The sequence below is a fragment of the Streptomyces sp. NPDC026672 genome (assembly GCF_040638185.1).
GTDB lineage: Bacteria > Actinomycetota > Actinomycetes > Streptomycetales > Streptomycetaceae > Streptomyces.
Window position 1 is genome coordinate 145,259 of the sequence record NZ_JBEZXS010000007.1, and the last position, 22,613, is coordinate 167,871.

Consider the following 22,613-nt stretch of genomic DNA (forward strand, 5'->3'; position numbering starts at 1 on the left):
CGCATCCGAGGAGTCGCCGTCACGCGAGCCGGCGCCGGGGCTTCCACCCCGGTCCCGGCACACTGGCCCGCAGGGCCCTGGTGTACTCCTCCGCGGGGTTGTCGAGCACGGCACCGGTGTCGCCGGCCTCCACCACCCGTCCGTTCCGCATCACGACGCAGGTGTCGGTGATCTGCCGTACGACGGCCAGGTCATGGCTGATCAGAACGTAGCTGATGCCGGTGGCCTCGCGGACGTCCGCGAGCAGATTGAGCCTTCGACGAGCAGTTCGAGTGGACCTTCCACCGGGCCGGCCTGCCCGAGCCGGGGCTGTCCTCGACGCCCGAGAGCCGGTCGGTCATGGCGGTGATCGACACCCTCCGCCCCGAACTGCTCGTCTCGATGCACAACAGCGAGGTCGGCGGCCTCTACTGCTACGTCACCGACACGGGCCCGGCGCTGGGCGACGGCCTCGCCGAGACCGCCGTCGCCACGGGCATACCGGTGGACCACGGCATCCCCGAGGAGCCGGCCACCACCCTGGCACCCGGAGTCCTCCACGTACCGGCCAACCTCACGGGCGGGGCGATGCTCTGCAGCACGGACTACGCCGGGCAGTACGGAACCTACGGCGTCATGTGCGAACCGCCGCTGTGGCTCGACCCCCGGGCCGACGACGTCCCCGCCGTGTCCACGTCGAGGGCCGACCTCCGCGCACGGGTGGAGTCCCGGCGCGCACCCCTGCGCGACCAGCACCGGAGCTGGACGGAGCGACTTCGCGGGCGGATCGCCACCGACACCCCGCGCTGGCGCGCCGTCCTGGCGGGAGCGGCCACCCTGGAACAGCCGTGGGTGGCCGAACAACTCGCGGGCTCGGCCGAACCGACCCTGGCGGAGGCCATGTCCGTCCTGCGCGCCTTCGACCTGGAGCGGGTCAGACTCGCCGGTCATGTGCTGGCGGCGACGGACGACACCCCCCACCGGCCGGGCGACCCCGTCGACACGGTGAGGGCCGAGGCCGAAGGCGCACTCGCGGTTTGGGCACGCACCTCACCCCGTGAGCCGTTCGTCGGCCTGGACGCCTCGGTCGCCGCGCACTTGGGGGTCGCCCTGAGCAGCGCGGTCGCGCTCGCGGCACTGTAGATGCCGGTGGTCCGGCCGGGGACGGCCGCCCGCCTATGCTGGCGGTCATGAGCCGTTGGGAAGAGTTGACCGGTGGGACGTCCGGAGAGGATTACGCGGCGCGGTTCGCCGCTCTCGCCGCCAGTGGTAAGGACATGCACGGTGAGGCGCGGTTCTGTGCCGCGCTCGTGCCCGAGGGTGCCCGGGTGCTGGACGCCGGATGCGGCACCGGCAGGGTCATGATCCGGCTCGCGGAGCTCGGGTACGACTGCGTCGGGGTGGACCTCGACGCGTCCATGCTGGCGGTGGCGCGGAAGAAGGCGCCGGAACTGCCCTGGATCCAGGCCGACCTGGCGACGTTCGACCCGGCCGAGGCCGGTGTCCCCGCCGACTTCGATCTTGTGGTCGCCGCCGGCAACATCTTTCCGCTCCTCGCCCCCGGCACCGAGGCCGCGGTCCTCAGGCGCCTGACCGCGACCCTGCGCCCGGGCGGCCTCCTGGTCTCCGGATTCGGCCTGGACGAGGCCCATCTGCCCGTACCGCCCAGCATCACGCTGCCGGAGTACGACACCTACTGCACCGCTGCCGGCCTCACCCTCGTCGACCGCTTCGCCACGTGGGACGCCGACCCCTACGACGGCGGCGGCTACGTCGTCAACGTCCATCGGCGCTGACGAGCCGAGGACACCGACGCGGACGGGACGGGGCACCGAGCGTCGGTGCAGTGCCCGCCGCGACGGCGCTCTCAGACCTTCCGATCACGCAGCGCCGCACGGGCCGGGAGGCTGACCGCGAGCAGGCCGAGGCCCACCGCGGTCGCGGCGAACGCCCCGTACACCAGCGGGGGGACATACGGGGATTCCCCCGTCAGGCCGCGCATCATCGGAACCAGTGTGACCACGGCTATCGCCGTGCCCAGGACCACGCCCGCCACCGACACCAGCAGGCTCTCCCAGCGGAGCATCCGCATCACCTGACGGCGGGTGGAGCCGACGAGACGGAGCATGCCCAGCTCACGACGGCGGTCGAGGACCGTCATCACGAGCGTGTTGACGGCGGCCACGGCCGCGAAACCGCCGAGGACACCGGCCATCGTGTAGTTCGCCCAGGCGTTGAGCTCGTGGTCGACGTCCTGCTCGACCGCGTAGCCGGAGGCGTCCGTGACCTCGCCGCCCAGCGCGGCGAGGGACTTGCTGTCTCCGCCCCGTACCAGCAGCGTCGTGTCGAAGCCCGACGTGACGTGGGCGGCCAGGGACGCGCGGTCCATGGTCACCGCCGCCAGGCCGAGGCCGCGGCCGTACACGGCGACGACCTCGGGGCCGACCCTGGTGCCGTCCGGGAGGTAGATCGTCAGCCTGTCGCCGACCTCGGCCCTCGCCGCCATGGCGAGCGTCCTGTCGATGGCGATGCGGCCCCTGCCGACCCGGTCCAGGCTGCCACTGCGCACATCGAGGTCCTGCACCTTCGTGAGCTGCGCGCCGGAGCCGGAGATGCCCTGGGCCGCCGAGCCCTGGAGCCATCGGTCGCCGCCGGAGCCGACGGGCACGAGCACCTGTGTGTCGAGCAGGCCCACGGCCGCGTCGACACCGGGGAGGCGGGCGGCCCGGTCGACGGTGCCGGCGGGCAGCCCGGCCGGGTCCGTGACCACATGATCCGCGACGACGCCCGCGCGCAGCTGCCGCGCCGCGACGTGACTCTCGCTCGTGTGCATGAACACGAGCGTCGAGGAGAAGGCCATGGCCAGCACGATCGGGGTGATCGCGGAGGCCAGACGACGGGCGTTCGTACGGGAGTTGGCGGCCGCTAGCGACGCCGAGGCACCGCCGGCGCTCAGCGGGAGCCCGAACAGCGCCGCGCACAGCCACGCCAGCAGCGGGCCGAGCAGCGCGACGGCGAGCATGAAGAGCATGACGACACCGAGGGCGGCGTTGGCCGCGTCGTCCCCGGCCGAGCGGGCGGCGAGGACGGTGAGGAACCCGCCGCCGACGACGGCGGTCAGACCCAGCACGGTACGGACCACTCCCGGCCGAAGCCGCTCCACCGACGCCTCGGTGAGCGCCTGCCCCGGCTTGATCTTCGAGGGCCTGCGTCCGGCGGCCCAGCCTGCGGCGAGCGCCGTCAGCAGCCCCGTGCCGACGGCTACGACGAGCGGGACGAAGGTGACGCGCAGGTCCACGGCCTCGGGAACGGCCCCGCGGTCCTTCAGCTGCCCGAACCACCAGTGCGCGAGCCCGATCCCGGGCAGACAGCCGACCGGCCCGGCGAGTGGGGCCACGAGCAGCGCCTCGGTGGCGACCGCGCGGCGGACCTGCCGCGGAGTGGCGCCGACGGCACGCAGCAGCGCGAACTCCCGGGCGCGCTGGGCGACGGACAGCGCGACCGTCCCGGACGCCGTGAAGACGGCGACCACGGCGGCGATCCCACCGAAGGACCCACCGAGCCCGGTGAGCAGTTCCTTGGCGTACCCGACCCCGCGGTCCTCGACGGCGCCGCGGCCGTCACCGGTGTGCACCTCGGCGGCGGAGCCGGCGAGCGCCTTCCGCACGCCGGTGGCGAGGGCGTCGGCGTCCGCTCCGTCCTTTGCCAGTACGGCGATGGCGTCGGCCTTGCCGGGATGTCCGGCGAGGGCAGGGGCCCGGGTGTCGGCGAACCAGCCCGTGGCGCCCTCGGCCACGTCGCCGGGTCCGGCCTTCGCCACCCCGGAGACGCGGAAGCCGACGCGCCCGGTGGCCGTTTCCAGCGCGACGGTGTCGCCGACGCCGGCCTTCGCGGCCCGAGCGGCGTCGGCGTCGAGCACGACCTCGCCGGTACGGGGAGCGGCCCCGGAGGTGAGGACGGCACCGGTGAAGGCGTGTGATCCCCAGCCGTGGCCCGTCAGCGTGCCGTCGCCCAGGCGGGCCGGGAACGTGACGTCCGGAACCGCCGCCGCCACGCCGGGTACGCGGGCCGCCTCGTCCGCCAGTGCGGTGTCCACGCGCGCCGTGCCCGGCAGCAGGGTCGCCGACTCGGAGCGGCTGTCACCGCTGCCCGTGACGAGGCGGGCGTACTGGTCCGCCGCCACGACGACCGGCGCTTCCGCATACCGCTGCGGTGGTGCCGAGGCGCGGACGCCCGTCTCCAGGAGGATGCCGCAGGCGGAGACGATCAGCGCCGCCATCATCAGCGCGACGAACGTGCCCACGAACGACGCGGGCTTGAAGCGGACGGCCGCGCGGGCGAGGCCGTTGGGGGCGGGGCTCCTCACGCCGCGGCCCCCGCCAACGCGCCGGTGCGAGCGGTGAGGGCGGCCATGCGCGCCGCGATCCGTTCCGCCGGGCCCCGGTCGAGGGCGTCGGCGAAGACGCCGTCCGCGAGGAACAGCACACGGTCGGCCCACGCGGCGGCGGCCGGATCGTGGGTGACCATGACGACGGTGGCGCCGAGGGCGTCCACCGCGTGCCGGAGCAGCCCGAGGACTTCGGCGGCGGTGCCGGTGTCGAGGGCGCCGGTGGGTTCGTCCGCGAAGATCACGTCCGGCGCCGTGATCAGCGCGCGGGCGATCGCGACACGCTGCTGCTGGCCGCCGGAGAGCTCGCCGGGCCGACGCCCCGCCTTGTCGGCGAGCCCGACCTGCGCCAGTACCTCGGCGGCGCGGTGGCGGTCCTGGCGCCGCCCGGCGAGGCGCATCGGGAGCAGCACGTTCTGCTCGACGGTGAGGGAGGGCAGCAGGTTGAACGCCTGGAAGACGAAGCCGAGGCGGCTGCGGCGCAGCTCGGTGAGCCGGTTCTCGCGCATGCCCGTGATCTCCGTACCGCCGAGGCGCACGGAGCCGGCCGTCGGCCGGTCCAGGCCGGCGGCGCACTGGAGGAAGGTGGACTTTCCGGAGCCCGAGGGCCCCATGACGGCGGTGAACGTGCCGCGCGGCAGGGCGAGGTCGACACCCGCGAGGGCGTGCACGGCGCCGGCACCACGGCCGTACCGCCGCCGGACACCGCGCAGTTCGACGGCGAGACCGAGCGGGCCCCGGGGCTCCGGCAGGTCGTCCGTCTTCTGCCGCTTGCCGCTGCGCAGCCTCATGTCCCGTCCTCTCACGATCTCCCCGTGCCGATGCCTCGAAGCTACGGATCGTGGTCACCGCGGACCATGACGGCTGCTGGCGGATCGGGGGTGGGGATAACCCGAGGTGGAGCGGCGAGGACGGGACTGCCGACGAGTACGTGGCGCCGCGTGGGATCATCGGCGTGGGGTAATCGGCGCAATCGGCGCACCTCCAGCGCCTCCGCGCGGCGGGCCAGGCGCGGCAGGGACACGTCCCAGTTGCGGAGGTGGTCCCGGTACCGCCCTTCCAGTACGTCGGGCTCCCAGCCCCGCTTCCGGAACCCGGTCTCCGTGAGCCGCAACAGGGTCCCGTCGCCGGACGGGGCCAGGTGGAAGGTGACGAGCAGCGAGTTGCCCTCGGTCGCGGTCCGGCCGGCCGGATGGGTCCAGCGGAACGAGAACGTGTGCGGCGGCCGTGCGTCGACCACGGCGAACGACTCCGTAGGCCCGCCCCGGCCGACGAGCTCGGGCCTGGCGACCACATCGAAGACGGTCTCGGGGGACGCGTCGATGTAGAGCTCGCGCCGGATGCATCCGAACTCCATGACCGCTCCGCAAGGTCCGGTTGCACAACACCGTAATCACGACACCACCCGTCTTCAACCGGCGCCTGCCGGCCAGGACGAAGAGGCTGATCGTCTCGGCACTGACGGTCGGCGGTCCCACCAAGGGGTGGCACCGGAATGCTCGCACCCAGGCTGTTCTGCCAGCGGCAGATCGCCCGCCCGACCGGACCCGACGGTCACTACAGTCCACACTCATGGTGACGATTACGACGCGTACGGTCGAGTACCCGGCAGACGGCCTCACGATGATCGGGCACCTCGCGCTCCCCGCCGGCGTCGACCGCCGGCCCGCGGTCCTGATCGGGCCCGAGGGGACGGGGCTCAGCGATGTCGAGCGCCGCCGGGCCGATGCGCTCGCCGAGCTGGGATACGTGGCGCTGGCCTTCGACCTCCACGGCGGACGCTATCTGGGCGACCCCGAGGAGATGCTGGCCCGTTGCATGCCACTGCTCGCCGACCCCGACCGGATGCGGGGCATCGGCCACGCGGCGCTCGACGTGCTGCGCGCCGAACCGCGGACCGACCCCGACCGGATCGCCGCCGTCGGCTACGGCACCGGGGGCGCCATCGCGCTGGAACTCGGGCGCGACGGTGTCAACCTGCGCGCGATCGGGACGGTCAACGCACTGACCACGGGCCGACCGGGCGAGGCGGAGCGCATTCGCTGCCCGGTGTGGGCCGGGGTCGGGTCGGAAGACCCGATCATGCCGCCCGCGCAACGCGACGCGTTCACCGCCGAGATGCAGGCCGCGGGCGTCGACTGGCGCCTCGTGGTCTACGGCGGAGCCTTGCACGCCTTCCACCACCCACCGGTCGACCACACCGTGCTCCCCGGCGTCGGCCACCACCCACGGCACGCACAGCGGGCCTGGCACGACATCGTCGACCTGCTCGCCGAGTGCCTGCCCGTGACGGAGTGACCGGTCCCCCACCACCAAGTGCCGTTCGAATTCTGACCTGGAACAGGCACTCAGGGCCTGAACCGGGCCCGGTATACGCCCGGACGGCAGCGTCCGGTGACCGGGCCGGTCGAGCCCCGGGTCATGGGTTCGGGGCGTCGCCGGACCATGCGCGGCGCAGGAGCCCGGTGAGACCGTCGGCCGTGACCACTCGCGGATTCGCGTACGGATCGGCCAGGGCGACCGTGACGATCTCGTCGATCGACTCCTCCTTCATGCCGAGGTCGCGCAGCGACCGGGGGACGTCGAGACCGCGGGCGAGTTCCCACAGGGCCGTCGCCGGGTCCGGGTGTCCGCCCAGCGCGCGGACGAGTGCCGTGTGTGCCTCCGGGGCGCTCGGTTGGTTGTAGGCGAGGGCGTGCGGCAGCACCACGGCGTGCGTGTCGGCGTGCGGCAGGTCGAGAGCGCCGCCGAGGGCGTGGCACAGCTTGTGGTGCAGGGACATCGTGGTGGCGCCGAGGCAGGCACCGCACAGCCAGGCACCGTACTGCGCCCGGGCGCGGGTGGACAGGTCGGCGCCGTCCGTCCGGAGCGCGGGCAGGGCGGCGGCCAGCGCGCGGACGCCCTCTTCGGCCATCAGGCCGACGACCGGGGAGGCGTCCGGGGCGTAGAGGGCTTCGACGGCGTGCGCGATGGCGTTCAGCCCGCTGGTCGAGGTCAGGGCCGACGGCAGATCCACGGTGAGTTCCGGGTCGTAGACCACACTGACGGGGAGGACCCGTGGGTCCCTGCCGGTGCGTTTGCGGCCGTTCTCGGTCAGGCCCCACACCGGTGTCATCTCGGACCCGGCGTACGTGGTGGGGACCGCCACGATCTTGAAGTCGTGCTCCAGGGCGATGGCCTTGCCCAGCCCGACGGCCGAACCACCGCCCACGGCGACGCAGCCGTCGGCTCCCAACTGCCGTGCCCGTTCACGGGCGTCGACGGCGGACCGCACCGGCACGTGCGTACGCGCATGGGGGTACACGCCCACGGCGCGGTCTCCGATGAGCTCGGCGGCGGCTCGGCCGAGGGGTTCCTGGTGGGGAGAGCACAGGACGAGCACCCGGGTGAGTCCCGCCTGATCGAGTTCGTCGGCCAGGCGCGCGAGCGAGCCGGCGCCCATCACCACGCGCATGGGCTGTGCCTGGTAGGTGAAGTGCGGTGCCGGGGTCATCGGTCGGCCTCCTGCTCGCCCTCGCTGAGCAGGACGACGTCGAAGTGGGCGGCGCGGTAGGGGTTGTCCAGGCCGAGGAGGGCCGCGCGTTCGGGGTCGTCGACCCGGGCGAAGTCCCGCACGAGGCTCTCCTTCACGCCGAAGACCACGTCCGATTCGACGTACGGGCTGTCCTTGACGAACAGATGGGTGGTCAGCGGGCGGTGTCCCTCGGCGGTCACGAGGAGGTGGACGTGCGCGGGCCGGTTCGGGTGGCGGTGGGTGGCTTCGAGGAGGCGGCCCACGGGACCGTCGACGGGCACCGGGTAGTAACGGGGGACGATGGAGCGGAACCAGAACTCGCCGTTCTCGTCGGTGGTGAAGAGGCCGCGCAGGTTGCGATCGGGTTGGAGATCCGGCTGCTGCACGTCGTAGAAGCCGTCGGCGTTGGCCTGCCAGACGTCGACCCGGGCGTGCGCGAGAGGGGTGCCGTGTTCGTTCACGACCCGCCCCGTGATGAGACAGGGTTCGCCCTTGCCGTCCAGGGCGATGGTGTCGCCGAGCCGGCGGGGCGGTGACTCGACCATGTGGAAGGGGCCGAGGACGGTCGACTCGGTGGTGGTCTCCAGGGACCGGTTGTTGATCGTTTCGACCAGCATGGAGATGCCCAGCACGTCCGACAGCAGGATGAACTCCTGCCGTACGTCGTTGCAGGTCTGGCCGGTGTCGGTGAGGAAGCCGACGGCCGCCTCCCATTCCTCGACGGTGAGGTCGACTTCCTTGACGAAGTCGTGCAGGTGCCGGACGAGAGCGCTGAGGGTGTGTTTCAGCCGCGGGTCGGTGTCCTCGCCGAGGCTCGCGATGAAGATGTCAGCGGACCTGCTCTCGGTGAACAGCGAAGAGGCGTTCATCGCGGACTCACTCGGCCTTTCGTGGTGCCGTTCGTGCGTGGGGAGGTGCAGCGGGGGGCTCTGGTGGCGTTGGCGTCGAGTCGGGCCATGTGCCGGCCGTGGACCGGACGCATGGCCCGACTTCGCGAGGAGGACGTGTCCGCGGGCCCGGCGGTGGACGGGAACCGTCCCGCCGGACGCCCGGAGACGGGTCAGGCGACCACGGTCGCGGTGTCGTCGAGGCGGAAGAGGGCGCGTGCGTTGTCCCGCCCTATCTTGACCCGGTCGCGTTCGCTGATGGCGGCGGTGTCGAACCAGGTCGCCGCGTGGTCCACGTTCTCGAACGGCCAGTCCGTCGAGAAGAGGATCCGGTCGGCACCGACTTCGAGGACGGCGTCCACCAGCGTCTGGGTGCGGAAGTTGCCCGACGTGGTCAGGTAGAAGTTCTCCGTGAAGTAGTCGGCGACCCGGCGTTCGGCCGCGTACGGGTGCTTCTGGCCGATCCAGGCGTTGCGGTTGTCGATCCGCCACATGCTGTACGGCAGGCCCTCGCCGAGGTGTCCGAGGACGACGCGCAGGCGGGGATGCCGGTCGAAGAGCCCTGAGCCGATGAGCCGCAGCGCGTGCACCGCGGTCTCCTGCCCGAACCCCCAGGAGGGTCCGAGCAGCCACTCGTGGCCCGCGTAGATCCTGGCGTCCTGGGGCAGCGGATTACGGGGGTGGAGGTAGAAGGGGACGTCGAGCCGTTCGACCTCGCTCCAGAACACGTCGTGCTCGGGTGTGTCGTAGTACGTGGTGGTGCCCACGTCGTCCAGCTCGGAGAACCCGTTGACCAGCGCTCCGACGAAGCCGAGCTCGGTGACCGCTCGGCGCAGCTCCGCCGCGGCGAGCTCAGGGTCCTGCAACGGCACCGCGGCGAATCCGCGGAAGCGTTCCGGTCGCGCCGCGACCTGCTCGGCCAGGAAGTCGTTGGCGCGACGGGCGAGTTCGGCCGCCTTGGTCGCGTCGGGAATCCCCTGTACGGCGGGCGAGTTGAGCGACAGGAGCATCATCTCGATGCCGTGCTCGTCCATCAGGCGCAGCCGGCGGTCCTGGATGTCCAGCAGCCGTGAGCGCAGTTCGGGCCAGTGGCTGGGCGGGGCGTACCTGCGTGAGTCCTCCAGGGTCTCGTCGAGGGCGAAGTGCTCTTCGAGGGCGATCTTTCCCCGCATCACTGTCCCATCCGTGTCATCGGTTCGGTGTTGGTGCCGGCCAGCAGTTGTTCGTCCTCCAGCCGGATACGGGCGACGCGGCCGGGGTTGTAGAGGGCCGCGATGTGCACGCCGAAGAGCAGGTGCCAGACCAGGACGGCGAACGGGAACTTCCAGCCGTGCCCGAAGGAGAACAGCCCGTAGCCGGCGTCGGGTGCGTAGATCTTCGGCACGAGCAGCCCGGCCGCGATCAGGGTCAGGCCCACTACGTACACGATCGCCTTGAGGAGGTTCCCGAGTTCCGTGTCGCGGAACGGCAGCCGGGGGTGGACCAGCAGTCCGAAGACCAGGACGAACGCGATGCCGTTGAGGTAGTGCATGAACTGGCCCACGAAGTACGAGGCGGCGGTGCCCTCGGGTGTCGCGGGGGCGGCGACGAAGCCGTTGTGCAGGGGCCACGCCAGTTGCGGCAGTCCGAACGCGGGCATGTAGTAACCGACCGTGGTGGCCACCTGGGTCGCCACGAACGCGGTCACCAACAGCGCCCCGACGGGGTGCCGGCCCGCCCAGCGGAACCACTCCTTGTCCGGGCGGACCTCTCCGAGTTGCCGCGCGGCGGACACGTCCCCGCTCCGGGTGATGATGCTTGCCATGAGATTCTTCCTCTCCGAGTGAGGTGTCCGGCCTACCGTGTGACCGCGTGGACGAGGTGCTTGATCTGCTGGAACTCCTCCAGCGCGCGCTTGCCGTTGAGGCGGCCCACTCCGCTGTGCTTGAAGCCGCCCTCTTCGAACTGGTCGTTGACCAGTCCCCAGGTGTTGGTCCAGACGGTTCCGGCGTCGATCCGCCGTGCCACCCGCAGCGGTCGGTCGACGTCCCGGCTCCAGACGCTCGCGGCCAGTCCGTAGTCGGTGGCGTTCGCGAGCCGTACGGCGTCGTCCTCGTCGTCGAACACCTCGAACGTGCCGACAGGTCCGAAGACCTCCTGCTGGACGAGTTCGACCTCGGCGGAGTCAACCTCCAGCAGCGCGGGTCGGAAGTAGGCGCCGCCGGCGAACTCCTCCTCCTCGGGGATTCCCCCGCGGACCACGGGCTTGGCGTAGTCCAGTGCGGCCGCGACCATCCGGTCCACCCGCTCGGCGCTCGCACGGTCGATCAGGGGGCCCATGTCGCTGCGCGGGTCGTCGCCCGGCCCGATGCGCACGGCCAGCAGCGACTCGGCCAGCCGTTCCCGGACCCGGTCCGCGATGCCGCGCTGGACGAGGACGCGGCTGCCCGCCATGCAGAACTGGCCGGCGAACGTCGTGATGCCCTTGGTCAGCACGGGTATCACCGCGTCGAGGTCGGCGTCGTCGAAGACGACCATCGGGGACTTCCCGCCGAGTTCGAGCGACACCGGCACGAGGTTGCCCGCGGCCTGACGCATGATGACCTTGCCGACGGCCGCGCTGCCGGTGTAGCTGATGACACCGGTCCGAGGATCGTCGACGAGCAGGGGCGCTCCCTCGTTGCCGGTCTCCGTGAAGGAGTTGACGACTCCCGCGGGCAGGCTCTTGGACGAGGCGACGATCTCCATGAGCAGCCCGTTCACGAGGCCGGTCTGCCCGGGGAGCTTCATGGCCACCGTGCAGCCGGCCGCCAGCGCGGGGGCGAAGGAACGGATGGCCAGGACGACGGGCGAGTTCCACGGCACGATGACCGAGGCGACCCCCATGGGCTGGCGGAGTGAGAACGAGTAGAGACCGGGCCTGACCTCGGCTGCTGCCCCGAGATCGGACAGCGCGAGTCCCGCGTAGTAACGCAACTTCGGGATGGCGAGGTCGACTTCGAACCCGGCCTCGCCGAGGACCTTGCCGTTCTCCCGTGCCAGCGCGAGGACGACCTCGTCCCGACGCGCCTCCAGGGCGTCGGCGATCTCGAAGAGGACCCGGGCCCGCACCTCCCGGTCCTGGGCCCACGAGGTCTGCGAGAAGGCACGGTGGGCCGCGGCGAGCGCCGCGTCGGCCTCCTCGGCGCCCCCGTCGGCGAAGGTGCCCAGCACCTCACCCGTCGCGGGGCTGAGCGAGTCCGCCGTGCCGCTGCCGACGGTCAACTCGCCGTCGATGAAATGTCGTCCCAGTACACCTGTCATGTCTGTGTCCCTTCAGACCGGTGGTTCCGACAGGTATCGGCCCCTGTGCGGCCGTATGTCACGAGGGGTGCACCACCCCTCGGCGTTCACCAATGTGCAGCGAGTTTACGAACCGTGAATCTGGATGTCCATACTTGGGCATGCCGATGTGCCGGGATGTGTCCTGGGCGCACAAAAGCGGCAGGACGGACTCGGTGGGGGAGGAGAAGGCTCCGTGAAGGGAAGGTGGTCCGGAGCCGGTCGCGCGTCCGGGTGTCGCCTACTCCGCGGTGGGAGTACGGCCGCCGAGTTCCCCGGCCGCGGCCGACGTGGCGTGCAGCAGCTCCTCGGTCACGTGCTCAAGGGATTCCGGGTCCGCTTCCCGCGTGGGCAGCGCCACGGCGATCACCAGGGGGAGCGGCGTCAGTTCGGTGAACACCGCGGCCGCGACCGAGGTCACCCCGGGGATCATGGCGTTGCTGGTCACGGCCACGCCCGTGGCGCGCACCTCGGTCTTGATCCGCTCGATCTCGGCGGCGTCCAACTCGGCCGCGGTTCCCGACTCCACCTCGCTCCGCAGCACGGGCTCCGTGATCACGGCCGGCAGATGGGTCAGGAACATGCGCCCCGCCGACGAGGCGGCCAACGGCATGACGGCGCCGATCCTGATGGTGATGGGCAGCGCGTGCGAACCGTAGAGCCAGCGCACCACCACGGGCCCGTGGTCACCCCAGACCGTGAGGTTCACGGAGTGCCCCGTGCGGTCACGAAGACCGGGCAGATGGTCGGACACCACTTCGACGTCGTCCGTCCGCCGCAGTGCCTCGATACCGAGCCGCCGTGCCGCGGGACCCAGGTCGTACCGCCCCGAACTGGCGGACTGCGCCACGAGTCCGGCCCTCGACAGACTGACGAGGTACCGGTGGGCCTTGCTGGACGCCATCCCGCTGGCCTCGGCGACCTGCTTGAGGCTCATCGGCCCGGGGCCCTGTTCGAGAGCGCGCACCACGGTCATGGCGATCTCGACGGACTGAATGCCCTGACGCTCGTCTTCAGTTCCCCGGGGCAGCACGTCATGAACTATACGGGACCGTTACTTCGGTGCTCGCGGCACGAGTTCCGAGCCGTTGTGGTGCGAGGGACGTCAGGCGACCTCGTGGGGGCGGGCGGCGTCGTACCCGGCACGTGAGCTCTGGATGTGCGACAGGTTGTCCTCCGTCCAGGTCACGAGCTGGGCCAGTACGGTGTGCAGGCTGCGGCCGCTGGCGGTGAGGGCGTACTCGACCTGCGGGGGCACCGTGGGGTGGACGGTGCGGGAGACCAGACCGTCGCGCTCCAGCCGTTGCAGGGTCGCGCTGAGCACACGCGGGGTGATGCCCTCGGCGGCGCGGCGCAGCGCGTTGAACCGCATCGGCTCCGGATCGAGCCGGCAGATCACGACGACCGACCACTTGTCACCGATACGGGCCAGCACCTCACGCACGGCCGCACCGCTGTTCGCTTCCACCGCTCCTCCGCCCTCGCCCGACAGCTGTGTCCTCCAGTATCCACCTTCCTTCCTGATATCCGGGGGATACCGCTGTCAGAGGACGACGACGGCCCTTCCGTGCACGCGCCCCCGGCGCAGCAGGTCGTACGCCGAAGCGGCTTCCTCGAAGGCGAACGTCCGTGTCTCGGCGGTCAGTTCACCGTGCTCCGCGAGAGCGAGGACATGTGACAGTTCGCTCCTGGTGCCCCAGAACGACTGGCGGACGTTCGCCTCGGCGGGGAAGGAGCGGCTGCCGGGTGCCGGGCTGAGGGTGAGGCGCCCGCCACCGAGGCCGACCAGGAGCAGGTAGCCGCCCCTGGCGAGGACGGCCCGGGACAGTTCCAGGGTGGCGTCGCCGCCCACGCAGTCGAGGACGACGTCGACCCCACCGGGTACGGGCTCGGTGAGGTGCCGGATGCGCTCGGCCGCCGAGGGTCCCGCCGGGAGCACGTGGTGCGCGCCGACCCGTTCGGCCAGCCGCAGGCCATCCTCGGCGGTGTCGACGGCGATGACGGTCGCCGCGGTCGTGGCGCGCAGGATCTGCACGGCCATGTGCCCCAGTCCGCCGACGCCGATGACCAGGCAGGTGCTTCCCGGTCCGAGGGCCCGGCGGGCGGTGGTGACGGCGTGGTAAGGCGAGAGCCCGGCGTCGGTCAGCGGAGCCACCTGCGCAGGCTCCAACGTCTCGGGTGCGAGGAGCACTTGGGCCGCCGGCACGGTGACGTAGTCGGCCAGTCCACCGTCCCGGGTCAGCCCGACACCCCCGACGGGGCTCACCCGGCACTGGTTCTCCCGTCCGGCCAGGCAGGCGGTGCACCGGCCGCAGTGGCCGAGACCGTACACCGCGGCCGTCCGCCCCGGCTGCCGGTCGACGACGCCGCTGCCCAGCGCCTCGATCCGGCCGGCGATCTCGTGGCCCAGGGTCAGGGGGACGGGGAAGGAGTCCGCCGGGGCGTCGAGGATGTGCAGGTCCGTGTGGCACAGGCCCGCTGCCGTGACCTTCAGCAACACCTCTCCCGGACCCGGGACCGGCCGAGGGATCTCCGTCAACTCCAGTCTCCCGGGAGCCGTACGACGAAACGCGCGCATGACGGCCCTCACGCGGCCGCGCGCCGGCGGATGCGGTGCCGGGACGACTCGATCAGGTCGCGGGCGGTGTCGGCGTGCGGGCCGACGAGGCGGCCGCCGGCCTTGACGACCTCGCCGCCCACGACGACCGTCTCGACGTCGGAGGGGCCCGCGCCGAGGACCAGGGAGGCGACCGGGTCGCCGTAGCCGTCCAGGTGCGGGGCGCGCATGTCGACGACGACGATGTCGGCCCGCTTGCCGACGCTCAGCGTGCCGATCTCCGCGTCCAGGTGCCAGGCCGCGGCTCCGCCGACGGTGGCGAGGCGCAGCATGTCCCGCTGGTCGAGGGCGACCTCGGCGACGGCCTCGTCACGCGCCACGTCCGGTGCGGTCGCCCGGGACCGCTCGGCGGCGAGGGCCAGCCGCATCTCGCCGAACAGGTCGACGCCGCTGCTGGTCGTGGTGTCGACGCTCAGTCCGGCCCTGATGCCGTGCCGCAGGACGTGGCCGGTGGCGGGGTGGGTGCCGAGCGCCATCAGCATCTCCACCGTGGCGGAGACGGCGACGGAACCGCCGCTGTCCGCGATCAGCTCGAACTCGCGTTCAGTGAGCTGGTTGGCGTGCGCGTGGTTCACGTCCGGGCCGAGCAGGCCCAGGCGGTCGAGGGCGGTCACGGTGTGCGGGAAGCCGGCCATGCCGACGTGGACGGAGATGGGCAGACCGAGATCGCGGGCGAACGCGAAGTCCGCGGCGGTGGCCTCCGCACTGGTGAAGGCGGTGCCCCGCAGGGCCAGCCCCATCCTCAGCCGCCCGGCCGCACCGTCGGGGAAGTGCTCGTCGCGCACGCGCGCCGCGTCCCGCGGGTGGCCCTGCGGGGGCTGTCCGAAGAAGCCCGCGGCATCCGGGCCGGGACCGCCGTGCAGGAAGATCCCGCGGATGCCGGAGTCGTGCAGCGCCCGGATACCGGCGTCCGTGTGCGCGGGGGTGCGCAGGTTGTGCGCCCAGTCGGCCACCGTGGTGACCCCCGCGCTCAACGCCTGGAGCGCGCCCCAGAGCGTGCCGGCGTAGATGTCGTCCTCGGTGTAGCCGGGGGCGATGTCCTGGACGACCCGCCGCACGTAACCCAGCAGCGAGGCGTCGGCCGTGCTCGCGCCGAGGGCGCCCTGCCAGACGTGGCGGTGTGTGTCGACCATCCCGGGGATCACCAGCCGCCCGCGTGCGTCGACGCGCCGGACGTCGGTACCGGCCTCGGCCGCGGCGGTCGGTCCGACGGCGGCGATGTGTCCGCCCCGCACCAGGAGGTCGCCGCCGGGGAGGTCGCCCAGCGCGGGGTCGAGCGTCACGAGGTGTCCGCCGGTGATCAGCAGGTCTTGCTCAGTCACAGGTCCGTGCCTTCTTCCGTCCGGCAGGAAGCATGCGTGCCACAGCCACCGGTATCCCATCGATATCGCCTCTGAGCTTGGGCGACACGTTGCTGTCGGACAAGAACGCACTTCGACATGCCCTGGTATCCCCCAGGGAACCGGGCCGTCTGAGGCCGCTCGCGCGACACGTCCGTGGTTCGGCAGGAGTCCGTTTGCCATGCGGAGGATTCTCCGCTAGTTTGCTCTGCAAGTGGAGAGCTCTCCACTTAAAGGGCGTCAAGAAGGACGGGAACCATGGCTGAAGTGCTGGTGACGGGCGGGTCGGGTTACATCGGCAGCTGGTGCGCCCTGGCCCTGCTGGAAGCGGGACACTCGGTGCGCACCACGGTCCGCAACCTGGCTCGTGAGCCCGAACTGCGCGCCATGTTGCAGCGAGGAGGAGCCGCACCGGACGCACCACTGCGCGTCATGGCCGCCGATCTTACACAGGACGCGGGTTGGCACGAGGCCGTCCAGGGATGCGACGCCGTTCTGCACGTCGCGTCGCCGACCCTCACGAGCGCCCCGCGTTCGGACGACGAGATGGTCACCCCGGCGCGCGACGGCGTCCTGCGGGTCCTGCGTGCCGCCCGGCACACCGGCGTCCGTCGTGTGGTGCTCACCTCGGCGATCGGAGCGATCGCTTACGGCCACCCCGATCGCACCACCCCGTTCACCGAGGAGGACTGGACGAACGTCGACGCGGGCATCGAGCCGTACCAGAAGTCCAAGACGCTCGCGGAACGCGCCGCCTGGGAGTTCGTCACGACGCAGGGCGACGGGATGGAGCTGTCCACGGTGAACCCCACCGGCGTCCTCGGCCCGGTGCTGGGACCCGACTACTCCCCGTCCCTGGGCCTCATCCAGCGCATGCTGGACGGCTCGATGCCGGCGTCCCTGAAGTTCGCCAGCGGCTACGTCGACGTACGGGACGTCGCCGATCTGCACCTGCGCGCCATGACCCACCCGGCCGCCGCCGGCGAGCGGTTCATCGCCACGTCGGGCCCCAGCCTGTGGGTGCGCGACGTCGCCGCCATCCTCCACGAACGCCTCGGCGAGCGTGCGCACAACGCGCCCACGAGGGAGATGCCCGTCTGGGCGGCCCGCGGCATCTCTCTGGTCAACCCCCAGCTCCGCGCGCTGCGCGCTCTCATGGGCAAGAACCTCGACGCCACCTCCGAGAAGGCCCAGCGCGTCCTCGGCTGGCGGCCGCGTCCCATCGAGGACACCATCGCCGAGACGGCCGAGAGCCTCCTCGCCCTCAACGTCGGCCGAGCGGCCTGACCTCCCGCCCGGGCCGGAGACCCCCTGACGGGACTCACCCGCAGACGTGGTCCGGCCCCGGCATCCGTCCCCCGCGCCCCGGCAACTCCTGCCGCGGACGCGACGAACGCACACAACATGAAAGGGAGTCCACATGACCGAGCCCGTGGGACGACTGGGGTCCGTGGCCCTGGACTGCGCCGATCCCCGCGCGCTGGCGGAGTTCTGGGCAACGGTGCTCGGCGGCACCGTCAGCATCGAGTCCGACGCCTTCTGCGGAGTCGCACTCGACAAGCTGTTGCTGGTCACCGTGCGCGTCCCCGACTACCGGCCGCCGCAGTGGCCCGACGGTGAGGCCAAGCAGTTCCATCTGGACGTGGCCGTGAGCGACCTCGACAAGGCCGAGCGCCTGGCCCTGGCCGCCGGCGCGACCAAGGCGGTCCACCAGCCCAATCCTGGCAGCTGGCGGGTGCTCCTGGACCCCGCCGGTCATCCGTTCTGCGTGACCACGCTCATCCCGGACCAGGAATGACGGACAGAGCAACCGGACGGAAAGAGTGCCGTGTTCGGCACATTCCGCATCGTCGTTTCGGCCGACTTGAATTACCGCGAGGAGAATGATGTCTGTTTTCGGCACGGTGCAGCCCGGTTACGAGGCCGTACGTGAGGCGTTCGCCGTCGGTCAGGAAGGAGACGCGGGTGACGCGCAGTTGGCCGTCTACCGCGACGGGCGGATGGTGGTGGATCTGTGGAGCGGCTCATGGTCCGGTGATTCCGCCGTCATTCTGATGTCGTGCACCAAAGGCATGATGGCGACCTGCGTGCACATGCTGGCCCAGCAGGGCCGGCTCGACATCGACGCGACGGTCACCACGTACTGGCCGGAGTTCTCCGCCGCCGACGTCACGGTCCGCCACCTTCTGACGCACTCCGCCGGCCTGCCCGGCTTCGCCAGGTCGACCGGCATCGACGCCGAGAAGATCCTCGACTGGGACGCCTGCACCGAGGTCCTCGCCGCCGCCGATCCGCTGTGGAAGCCGGGCACGGCCTACCGGTACCACTCCCTGACCTTCGGCCACCTGGTCGGAGAGGTCATCCGCCGCATCACCGGGCAGACGCCCGGCCAGTTCTTCCGCTCCTCGGTCGCCGAGCCCCTCGGGCTCTCCCTGTGGCTGGGGCTGCCCGCCGACGAGGAGTCGCGGGTCGAGCCGATCTTCAGCACGAACCCGCTGCCCAGCGTCGACGAGACGCTGGCCCAGCTCGCGTCGTTCGGGATCGACGTCACCGAGCCGGTGCTGCGTACGGTGATGGAGGACCGTCAGGCCGGCGAGGCGGCCGGGTCGCTGTTCAACAGCCGGGAGGGGCACGCCGCCGAGATTCCGGCCGCCAACGGCATAGGCAACGCCCGGTCGCTCGCCCGCATGTACGCCGCGCTGATGGGCGAGGTGGACGGCGTTCGTCTCCTCACCCCCGATCAGGCCGCGGTGGCCGCCGTGCCGCAGACCGACGACCTGCCCGCCGCGGGCGAGTTCGCCAGGATCCCCACCCCCCATCCCCTTCGCTTCGCCCTCGGGTACGAGGCGCCCCGACCCGGAAACCCGATGCTCGGGTCGTCCAGCTTCGGCCACACCGGACTGGGCGGCCGGCTGTCCTTCGCCGACCCGGACAGCGGGATCGCCGTCGGCTACACCTGCACGAACGGATCGTGGAACGTCTACGAGGGCGCCGACCCGCGCTGGCTCCCCTGGCTGGACGCCCTGCGCACCACCCTCTGATGCCCGGCCGAGGCCCGGCATCACCATCCGCAAGAACCGTTGGAACACGGAGAACACAGCACATGCGACTCGACTCCTACCGCACGCTCGGCAGATCAGGACTCCGCGTCAGCCCCGTCGCACTCGGCACCATGGCCTTCGGCGACCCGAGCTGGGGATCGGACGAACAGACGTCCGACGACCTCATGGCGGCGTACATCAACGCCGGCGGCAACCTCATCGACACCGCGAACGGCTACTCCGAGGGCGCCTCGGAAGAGATCATCGGCCGGTACCTGGCCAAGAACCCCGGCCTGCGGGACCGCCTGGTGCTCTCCACCAAGTTCGCCCGCGGCATGTTCCCGGGCGACCCGAACGGTGGAGGCGCCGGCCGGAAAGCGGTGATCCAGCAGGCGGACGCGTCGCTGCGGCGCCTGGGCACCGACTACATCGACCTCTACTGGCAGCACTGCTGGGACCAGCACACGCCCCTGGAGGAGACGCTGGCGGCCCTCGACGACCTGGTGCGCGCCGGGAAGGTCCGCTACGTCGGCCTGTCGAACACGCCCGCCTGGGCCGTGGCCCGCATGGCCTCGGTCGCGGAGTTCCGCTCCTGGGCGCCGGTCGTCGCGCTCCAGGTCGAGTACTCCCTGGTCCGCCGCACCGTCGAGGGCGAACTGTTCGGCGCCGCCCGCGAGTTCGGCCTCGGCGTGCTGGCCTACAGCCCGCTGGCCAGCGGCGTGCTCTCCGGCAAGTACTCCCGCGACCAGCGCACCCCGGAAGGCTCCGGTCGTGGCGCGCTCGCCCAGGCCCAGCTCGGCGAGCGGACGTTCGCGATCATCGACGTGCTGCGCCGGGTCTCCGCCGACCTCGGATGCGACGTCGCGGCGGTGGCCCTCGCCTGGGTGCGGCAGCAGCAGGTGATGACGTCGACCATCGTCGGTGCCCGCTCGCCCGAGCAACTCGCCATGAACCTCGGCTCGCTCGACGTGACGGTGCCGGACGAAGCCCTCCGGGAACTCGACGAGGTGAGCACACCGGACCTCAACTACCCCTTCCCGTGGCTGGCCACCATCGCCACCCCGCTGCAGCAGGGCGGGACGGAGATCAACGGCACCGGCGCGGTCACCTACCGACGGGAGCGATGAGCCGATCCCGAACCACCCGCAGTTCCGGCGCCACAGGCCGGAATTGCCTTTTCCCCCGGGCGATTCGACAGGGGGAGCCCCGTGCACGTACGTGGTCGACCGCCGGTGGGCCGATTCGGCACGGAATTCCGCGGGCCGTGTGACATTCACCGTGCGTGATACGGGGCGACGGCACGCAGACCGGGGGTGAAGCGGGCCATCACGCGCACCGCGGTGTCGGGCAGCCTGCGGGTGGGGACCCGGCTCGCCAACGGGCCTGCACCGGACCGTAGTTGGTCCACGATCTCCGACGCCCACAGGAACTCCCCGGTGGCGATGAAGTGTTCACCGCCCGCAGTGGGCGCCGTCATGGCGCGTACGTGCACGTCCGCCAGGTCGCGGACGTCGACGATCTCGAAGCCGATGTGCGGGATTGCTCTGCGTGGTGTCGCAGCCGTACGGGTTCTGCACCAGGACGACCGGGAAGGTGCCCGCGGCACGACGCCCGGTCGTCGTCCCCATCTGGCGGACGCTTCGGGGCGCCCCTCAGGCGTCGGCGGCGCCGATCCGCAGGAGGCGGCGGTACTCGACGGTGAAGTGCTCGGCGTGCTCGTCGAAGTAGGTGTCAGGGGCGGCGGTCGGCCACCACACGCCGAGGATGATCTGGCAGCCGTCCTCGGGTTCGGCCCTGAAGGGCGTCTTCATCGGGTACGCCTCGTCCAGAGCGGTGGTCACGAAGGACGGCAGGTCCTCGGTGACGACCAGGCGCATGCGGGTGGGCAGGCCGCCGATCGTCTCCACGACGCCGGAGTACGAGCCCGGGAAGGCGTAGTGCTCCGGGTGGGACGGGAAGAGCATCTTCGCCGCGGTGGCGAGCTGGTCGGCGTCGGACCCGCGCAGGCCGCTGAAGCCCGCGGCCGTCCACTCGTGGAACCGGGTCGCCGTGTAGCCCTTGACGGTCACGTCCACCCGGCAGGGGCGGAACCGCCCCTCCGACAGGGCGAGGAACTCCTCGAACCGGCTGTCCGACTCCTCGATCTGCGCCGCCGGCAACCGGCGCACGGGCTCTCCGTGCATGGGCTGCGGGCCGGGCGCAGGCGAAAGCCCCGGCTGGTGGGGGGTGAACAGCCGGGGCCCGCTTCGGTGTTGCCTCGGTCAGTCGGTGCGGCGGACGGCCGGGTCCGGGGCCGGCGCCGGGTTCGGGACGTCGGGTGCCGGGGCGGAACCGGCGAGGGCATCGGGCGCGGCGGGCGCGTTCAGCTGACGCAGGGCCGGGACGGCGAGGAGCAGCAGGGACACACCGCACCACGCGACGGCGAGCACCATGCCCGTCTCGCGGAGCCCGGCCCATTCCACCAGCAGACCCGCGAGCAGGGTGCTCAGCGGAACCGCCGTCATGGACACCGCGTTCTGCAGACCGAGGACCCGGCCGAGGGCGCTCTCCGGGGTGCGTTCGGTGACCAGGACCAGGAAGAGCGCGGGCAGCGGGCCCGCGCCGACACCGGCGACGACCGCGGCGGCCACCAGCACCGGTACGGGCGGCAGGAGCGCGAGTCCGGCCACGCCGACCATGGACACCAGCTGGGACACGACGAAGACCGTACGGCGCGGGAGCTTCCCTCCGATCGCCGAATACACGCCGGCACCCACGATGCCGCCCACCGCGAGGCAGGACACCACCAGACCGAAACCGCCCGGCGAGTTCTCGCCGACCAGATACACGGGGAGCACGAGGTTCTGGAGAGGCGCGAGGACCGCGACGCTCGCCGCGGCCACCACGATCACCGTGGCGAGGGTGCGATCGCCCCGCAGCACGCCGACACCGTTGCGCACATCGGCCCACAGACCGGCGGGCTTCTCGCCGCTCGGTGCCGGGCGTCGCCCGAGCCGCCCCGGCAGGGTGAGGGTGACCAGGCCGGCGAGGGCGGAGCAGGCGGCGGTGAGCCACAGCACCGTACTCGGATCGACCAGGACGATGAGACCGCCGGCGGCGGCCGGGGCGAGGATCACCACACCGCCGCCCACGCTCTCGCGCAGACCGGCCAGTCGGGACATGTCCACCCCCGCGGCCTCCGCCACGTCGGGGGCCAGGGCCTCCCGGGCGGTCATGCCGGGAACGTCGATGAGGGCACCGGCCACACCGAGGACGACGAACCAGGTCAGGGTCAGCCCGCTCAGACCGTCGACGACGGGGAGCGCCGCGACGCAGAGCGCGGAGGCGAGATCGGCGCCGACGGACATCCGCCGACGGCCGAACCGGTCGATGAGGACACCGCCGAGGACGGCGGAGAGCAGCAGCGGAACCGCGCCGGCGGCGGCCACTAAACCGACCGCCGCGGCGTCACCGGTGCGTTGGAGGACCAGCCACGGGAGGGCGATGCTCGCCACGGTGTTGCCCAGCAGGGACAAGCCGTGCGACAGGAGATAAGTGATTAACATGGG

General features: G+C 71.8%; 23 protein-coding genes. 7 read left to right on the forward strand and 16 right to left on the reverse strand.

Features of this window, described 5'->3' with window-relative positions; all coding sequences use genetic code 11:
• Nucleotides 1–19: 19 nt before the first annotated feature.
• Nucleotides 20–154 carry a hypothetical protein gene (locus AB0F77_RS10560; protein ID WP_361944664.1) on the reverse strand — a complete coding sequence of 45 codons (135 nt, stop codon included), beginning with the start codon at nt 152–154 and terminating at the stop codon, nt 20–22.
• 185 nt (nt 155–339) lie between these two features.
• On the opposite strand from AB0F77_RS10560, the gene AB0F77_RS10565 reads away from it, so the two are divergent.
• Nucleotides 340–1,122, forward strand: a complete 783-nt coding sequence (locus AB0F77_RS10565; protein WP_361944667.1) for a hypothetical protein — start codon at nt 340–342, stop codon at nt 1,120–1,122.
• 47 nt (nt 1,123–1,169) lie between these two features.
• A complete protein-coding gene (locus tag AB0F77_RS10570; RefSeq protein ID WP_361944670.1) occupies nt 1,170–1,775 on the forward strand; it encodes a class I SAM-dependent methyltransferase in 606 nt (201 codons plus the stop codon).
• Between the two features lie 71 nt (nt 1,776–1,846).
• Here the strand turns inward: AB0F77_RS10570 and AB0F77_RS10575 are convergent, their stop codons facing one another.
• The 3 genes from AB0F77_RS10575 to AB0F77_RS10585 are packed head-to-tail and all read right to left on the reverse strand — an operon-like array spanning nt 1,847 to nt 5,723.
• Nucleotides 1,847–4,345 (reverse strand): FtsX-like permease family protein, encoded by a 2,499-nt coding sequence (locus tag AB0F77_RS10575; protein WP_361944673.1) that lies wholly within the window; start codon nt 4,343–4,345, stop codon nt 1,847–1,849.
• Nucleotides 4,342–5,157 (reverse strand): ABC transporter ATP-binding protein, encoded by an 816-nt coding sequence (locus AB0F77_RS10580; RefSeq protein ID WP_361944676.1) that lies wholly within the window; start codon nt 5,155–5,157, stop codon nt 4,342–4,344. The genes AB0F77_RS10575 and AB0F77_RS10580 overlap by 4 nt, the downstream gene beginning before the upstream one ends.
• Before the next feature lie 41 nt (nt 5,158–5,198).
• Nucleotides 5,199–5,723, reverse strand: coding sequence for an SRPBCC domain-containing protein (locus AB0F77_RS10585; RefSeq protein ID WP_361944679.1), 525 nt, complete (start codon nt 5,721–5,723; stop codon nt 5,199–5,201).
• A 215-nt stretch (nt 5,724–5,938) separates the two neighbouring features.
• Between AB0F77_RS10585 and AB0F77_RS10590 the strand changes: the two genes are divergently transcribed.
• Nucleotides 5,939–6,664, forward strand: coding sequence for a dienelactone hydrolase family protein (locus tag AB0F77_RS10590; protein WP_361944682.1), 726 nt, complete (start codon nt 5,939–5,941; stop codon nt 6,662–6,664).
• Nucleotides 6,665–6,785: 121 nt separating this feature from the next.
• On the opposite strand, the gene AB0F77_RS10595 is transcribed toward AB0F77_RS10590, so the two are convergent.
• The 9 genes from AB0F77_RS10595 to AB0F77_RS10635 form a co-directional block, all read right to left on the reverse strand.
• The gene (locus AB0F77_RS10595) at nt 6,786–7,859 is read right to left on the reverse strand and encodes a maleylacetate reductase (RefSeq protein ID WP_361944685.1); all 1,074 of its coding nucleotides are present in this window, start codon (nt 7,857–7,859) and stop codon (nt 6,786–6,788) included.
• The gene (locus tag AB0F77_RS10600; RefSeq protein WP_361944688.1) at nt 7,856–8,749 is read right to left on the reverse strand and encodes a dioxygenase; all 894 of its coding nucleotides are present in this window, start codon (nt 8,747–8,749) and stop codon (nt 7,856–7,858) included. The genes AB0F77_RS10595 and AB0F77_RS10600 overlap by 4 nt, the downstream gene beginning before the upstream one ends.
• A gap of 191 nt (nt 8,750–8,940) precedes the next feature.
• Entirely contained in the window at nt 8,941–9,939 is a 999-nt protein-coding gene (locus tag AB0F77_RS10605) for an amidohydrolase family protein (protein ID WP_361944691.1), read from the reverse strand.
• A complete protein-coding gene (locus AB0F77_RS10610) occupies nt 9,939–10,571 on the reverse strand; it encodes a hypothetical protein (protein ID WP_361944694.1) in 633 nt (210 codons plus the stop codon). The genes AB0F77_RS10605 and AB0F77_RS10610 overlap by 1 nt, the downstream gene beginning before the upstream one ends.
• A gap of 32 nt (nt 10,572–10,603) precedes the next feature.
• Nucleotides 10,604–12,049, reverse strand: a complete 1,446-nt coding sequence (locus tag AB0F77_RS10615) for an aldehyde dehydrogenase family protein (protein ID WP_361944697.1) — start codon at nt 12,047–12,049, stop codon at nt 10,604–10,606.
• A gap of 259 nt (nt 12,050–12,308) precedes the next feature.
• Nucleotides 12,309–13,100: an IclR family transcriptional regulator gene (locus tag AB0F77_RS10620; RefSeq protein WP_361944700.1), complete on the reverse strand. Its 792-nt coding sequence runs from the start codon at nt 13,098–13,100 to the stop codon at nt 12,309–12,311.
• 72 nt (nt 13,101–13,172) lie between these two features.
• Complete coding sequence (locus AB0F77_RS10625; protein WP_361944703.1) at nt 13,173–13,535, reverse strand: helix-turn-helix domain-containing protein; 363 nt, start codon at nt 13,533–13,535, stop codon at nt 13,173–13,175.
• Between the two features lie 75 nt (nt 13,536–13,610).
• Complete coding sequence (locus tag AB0F77_RS10630; RefSeq protein WP_361945117.1) at nt 13,611–14,567, reverse strand: alcohol dehydrogenase catalytic domain-containing protein; 957 nt, start codon at nt 14,565–14,567, stop codon at nt 13,611–13,613.
• A gap of 86 nt (nt 14,568–14,653) precedes the next feature.
• The gene (locus AB0F77_RS10635) at nt 14,654–16,006 is read right to left on the reverse strand and encodes an amidohydrolase family protein (RefSeq protein ID WP_361944706.1); all 1,353 of its coding nucleotides are present in this window, start codon (nt 16,004–16,006) and stop codon (nt 14,654–14,656) included.
• Between the two features lie 276 nt (nt 16,007–16,282).
• Between AB0F77_RS10635 and AB0F77_RS10640 the strand changes: the two genes are divergently transcribed.
• From AB0F77_RS10640 to AB0F77_RS10655, 4 genes are all read left to right on the forward strand, one after another.
• Entirely contained in the window at nt 16,283–17,311 is a 1,029-nt protein-coding gene (locus AB0F77_RS10640) for an aldehyde reductase (protein ID WP_361944709.1), read from the forward strand.
• Between the two features lie 133 nt (nt 17,312–17,444).
• Nucleotides 17,445–17,822: a VOC family protein gene (locus AB0F77_RS10645; RefSeq protein ID WP_361944711.1), complete on the forward strand. Its 378-nt coding sequence runs from the start codon at nt 17,445–17,447 to the stop codon at nt 17,820–17,822.
• Between the two features lie 88 nt (nt 17,823–17,910).
• Nucleotides 17,911–19,065, forward strand: coding sequence for a serine hydrolase domain-containing protein (locus tag AB0F77_RS10650; protein WP_361944714.1), 1,155 nt, complete (start codon nt 17,911–17,913; stop codon nt 19,063–19,065).
• A gap of 62 nt (nt 19,066–19,127) precedes the next feature.
• Nucleotides 19,128–20,192, forward strand: coding sequence for an aldo/keto reductase (locus AB0F77_RS10655; protein ID WP_361944717.1), 1,065 nt, complete (start codon nt 19,128–19,130; stop codon nt 20,190–20,192).
• A gap of 146 nt (nt 20,193–20,338) precedes the next feature.
• Here the strand turns inward: AB0F77_RS10655 and AB0F77_RS10660 are convergent, their stop codons facing one another.
• The 3 genes from AB0F77_RS10660 to AB0F77_RS10670 form a co-directional block, all read right to left on the reverse strand.
• A complete protein-coding gene (locus tag AB0F77_RS10660) occupies nt 20,339–20,671 on the reverse strand; it encodes a hypothetical protein (protein WP_361944719.1) in 333 nt (110 codons plus the stop codon).
• Between the two features lie 46 nt (nt 20,672–20,717).
• Complete coding sequence (locus tag AB0F77_RS10665) at nt 20,718–21,233, reverse strand: hypothetical protein (RefSeq protein ID WP_361944722.1); 516 nt, start codon at nt 21,231–21,233, stop codon at nt 20,718–20,720.
• 93 nt (nt 21,234–21,326) lie between these two features.
• Nucleotides 21,327–22,610, reverse strand: a complete 1,284-nt coding sequence (locus AB0F77_RS10670) for an MFS transporter (protein WP_361944725.1) — start codon at nt 22,608–22,610, stop codon at nt 21,327–21,329.
• Between the last annotated feature and the right edge of the window lie 3 nt (nt 22,611–22,613).

Bases quoted from the DNA above. Each gene is read 5' to 3' on its own strand.
- AB0F77_RS10670 (WP_361944725.1), bottom strand. From the start codon at position 22,610: ATGTTAATCACTTATCTCCTGTCGCACGGCTTGTCCCTGCTGGGCAAC.
- AB0F77_RS10585 (WP_361944679.1), bottom strand. From the start codon at position 5,723: ATGGAGTTCGGATGCATCCGGCGCGAGCTCTACATCGACGCGTCCCCC.
- AB0F77_RS10650 (WP_361944714.1), top strand. From the start codon at position 17,911: ATGTCTGTTTTCGGCACGGTGCAGCCCGGTTACGAGGCCGTACGTGAG.
- AB0F77_RS10615 (WP_361944697.1), bottom strand. From the start codon at position 12,049: ATGACAGGTGTACTGGGACGACATTTCATCGACGGCGAGTTGACCGTC.
- AB0F77_RS10570 (WP_361944670.1), top strand. From the start codon at position 1,170: ATGAGCCGTTGGGAAGAGTTGACCGGTGGGACGTCCGGAGAGGATTAC.
- AB0F77_RS10600 (WP_361944688.1), bottom strand. From the start codon at position 8,749: ATGAACGCCTCTTCGCTGTTCACCGAGAGCAGGTCCGCTGACATCTTC.
- AB0F77_RS10645 (WP_361944711.1), top strand. From the start codon at position 17,445: ATGACCGAGCCCGTGGGACGACTGGGGTCCGTGGCCCTGGACTGCGCC.
- AB0F77_RS10640 (WP_361944709.1), top strand. From the start codon at position 16,283: ATGGCTGAAGTGCTGGTGACGGGCGGGTCGGGTTACATCGGCAGCTGG.
- AB0F77_RS10595 (WP_361944685.1), bottom strand. From the start codon at position 7,859: ATGACCCCGGCACCGCACTTCACCTACCAGGCACAGCCCATGCGCGTG.
- AB0F77_RS10580 (WP_361944676.1), bottom strand. From the start codon at position 5,157: ATGAGGCTGCGCAGCGGCAAGCGGCAGAAGACGGACGACCTGCCGGAG.
- AB0F77_RS10565 (WP_361944667.1), top strand. From the start codon at position 340: ATGGCGGTGATCGACACCCTCCGCCCCGAACTGCTCGTCTCGATGCAC.
- AB0F77_RS10590 (WP_361944682.1), top strand. From the start codon at position 5,939: ATGGTGACGATTACGACGCGTACGGTCGAGTACCCGGCAGACGGCCTC.
- AB0F77_RS10610 (WP_361944694.1), bottom strand. From the start codon at position 10,571: ATGGCAAGCATCATCACCCGGAGCGGGGACGTGTCCGCCGCGCGGCAA.
- AB0F77_RS10605 (WP_361944691.1), bottom strand. From the start codon at position 9,939: ATGCGGGGAAAGATCGCCCTCGAAGAGCACTTCGCCCTCGACGAGACC.
- AB0F77_RS10655 (WP_361944717.1), top strand. From the start codon at position 19,128: ATGCGACTCGACTCCTACCGCACGCTCGGCAGATCAGGACTCCGCGTC.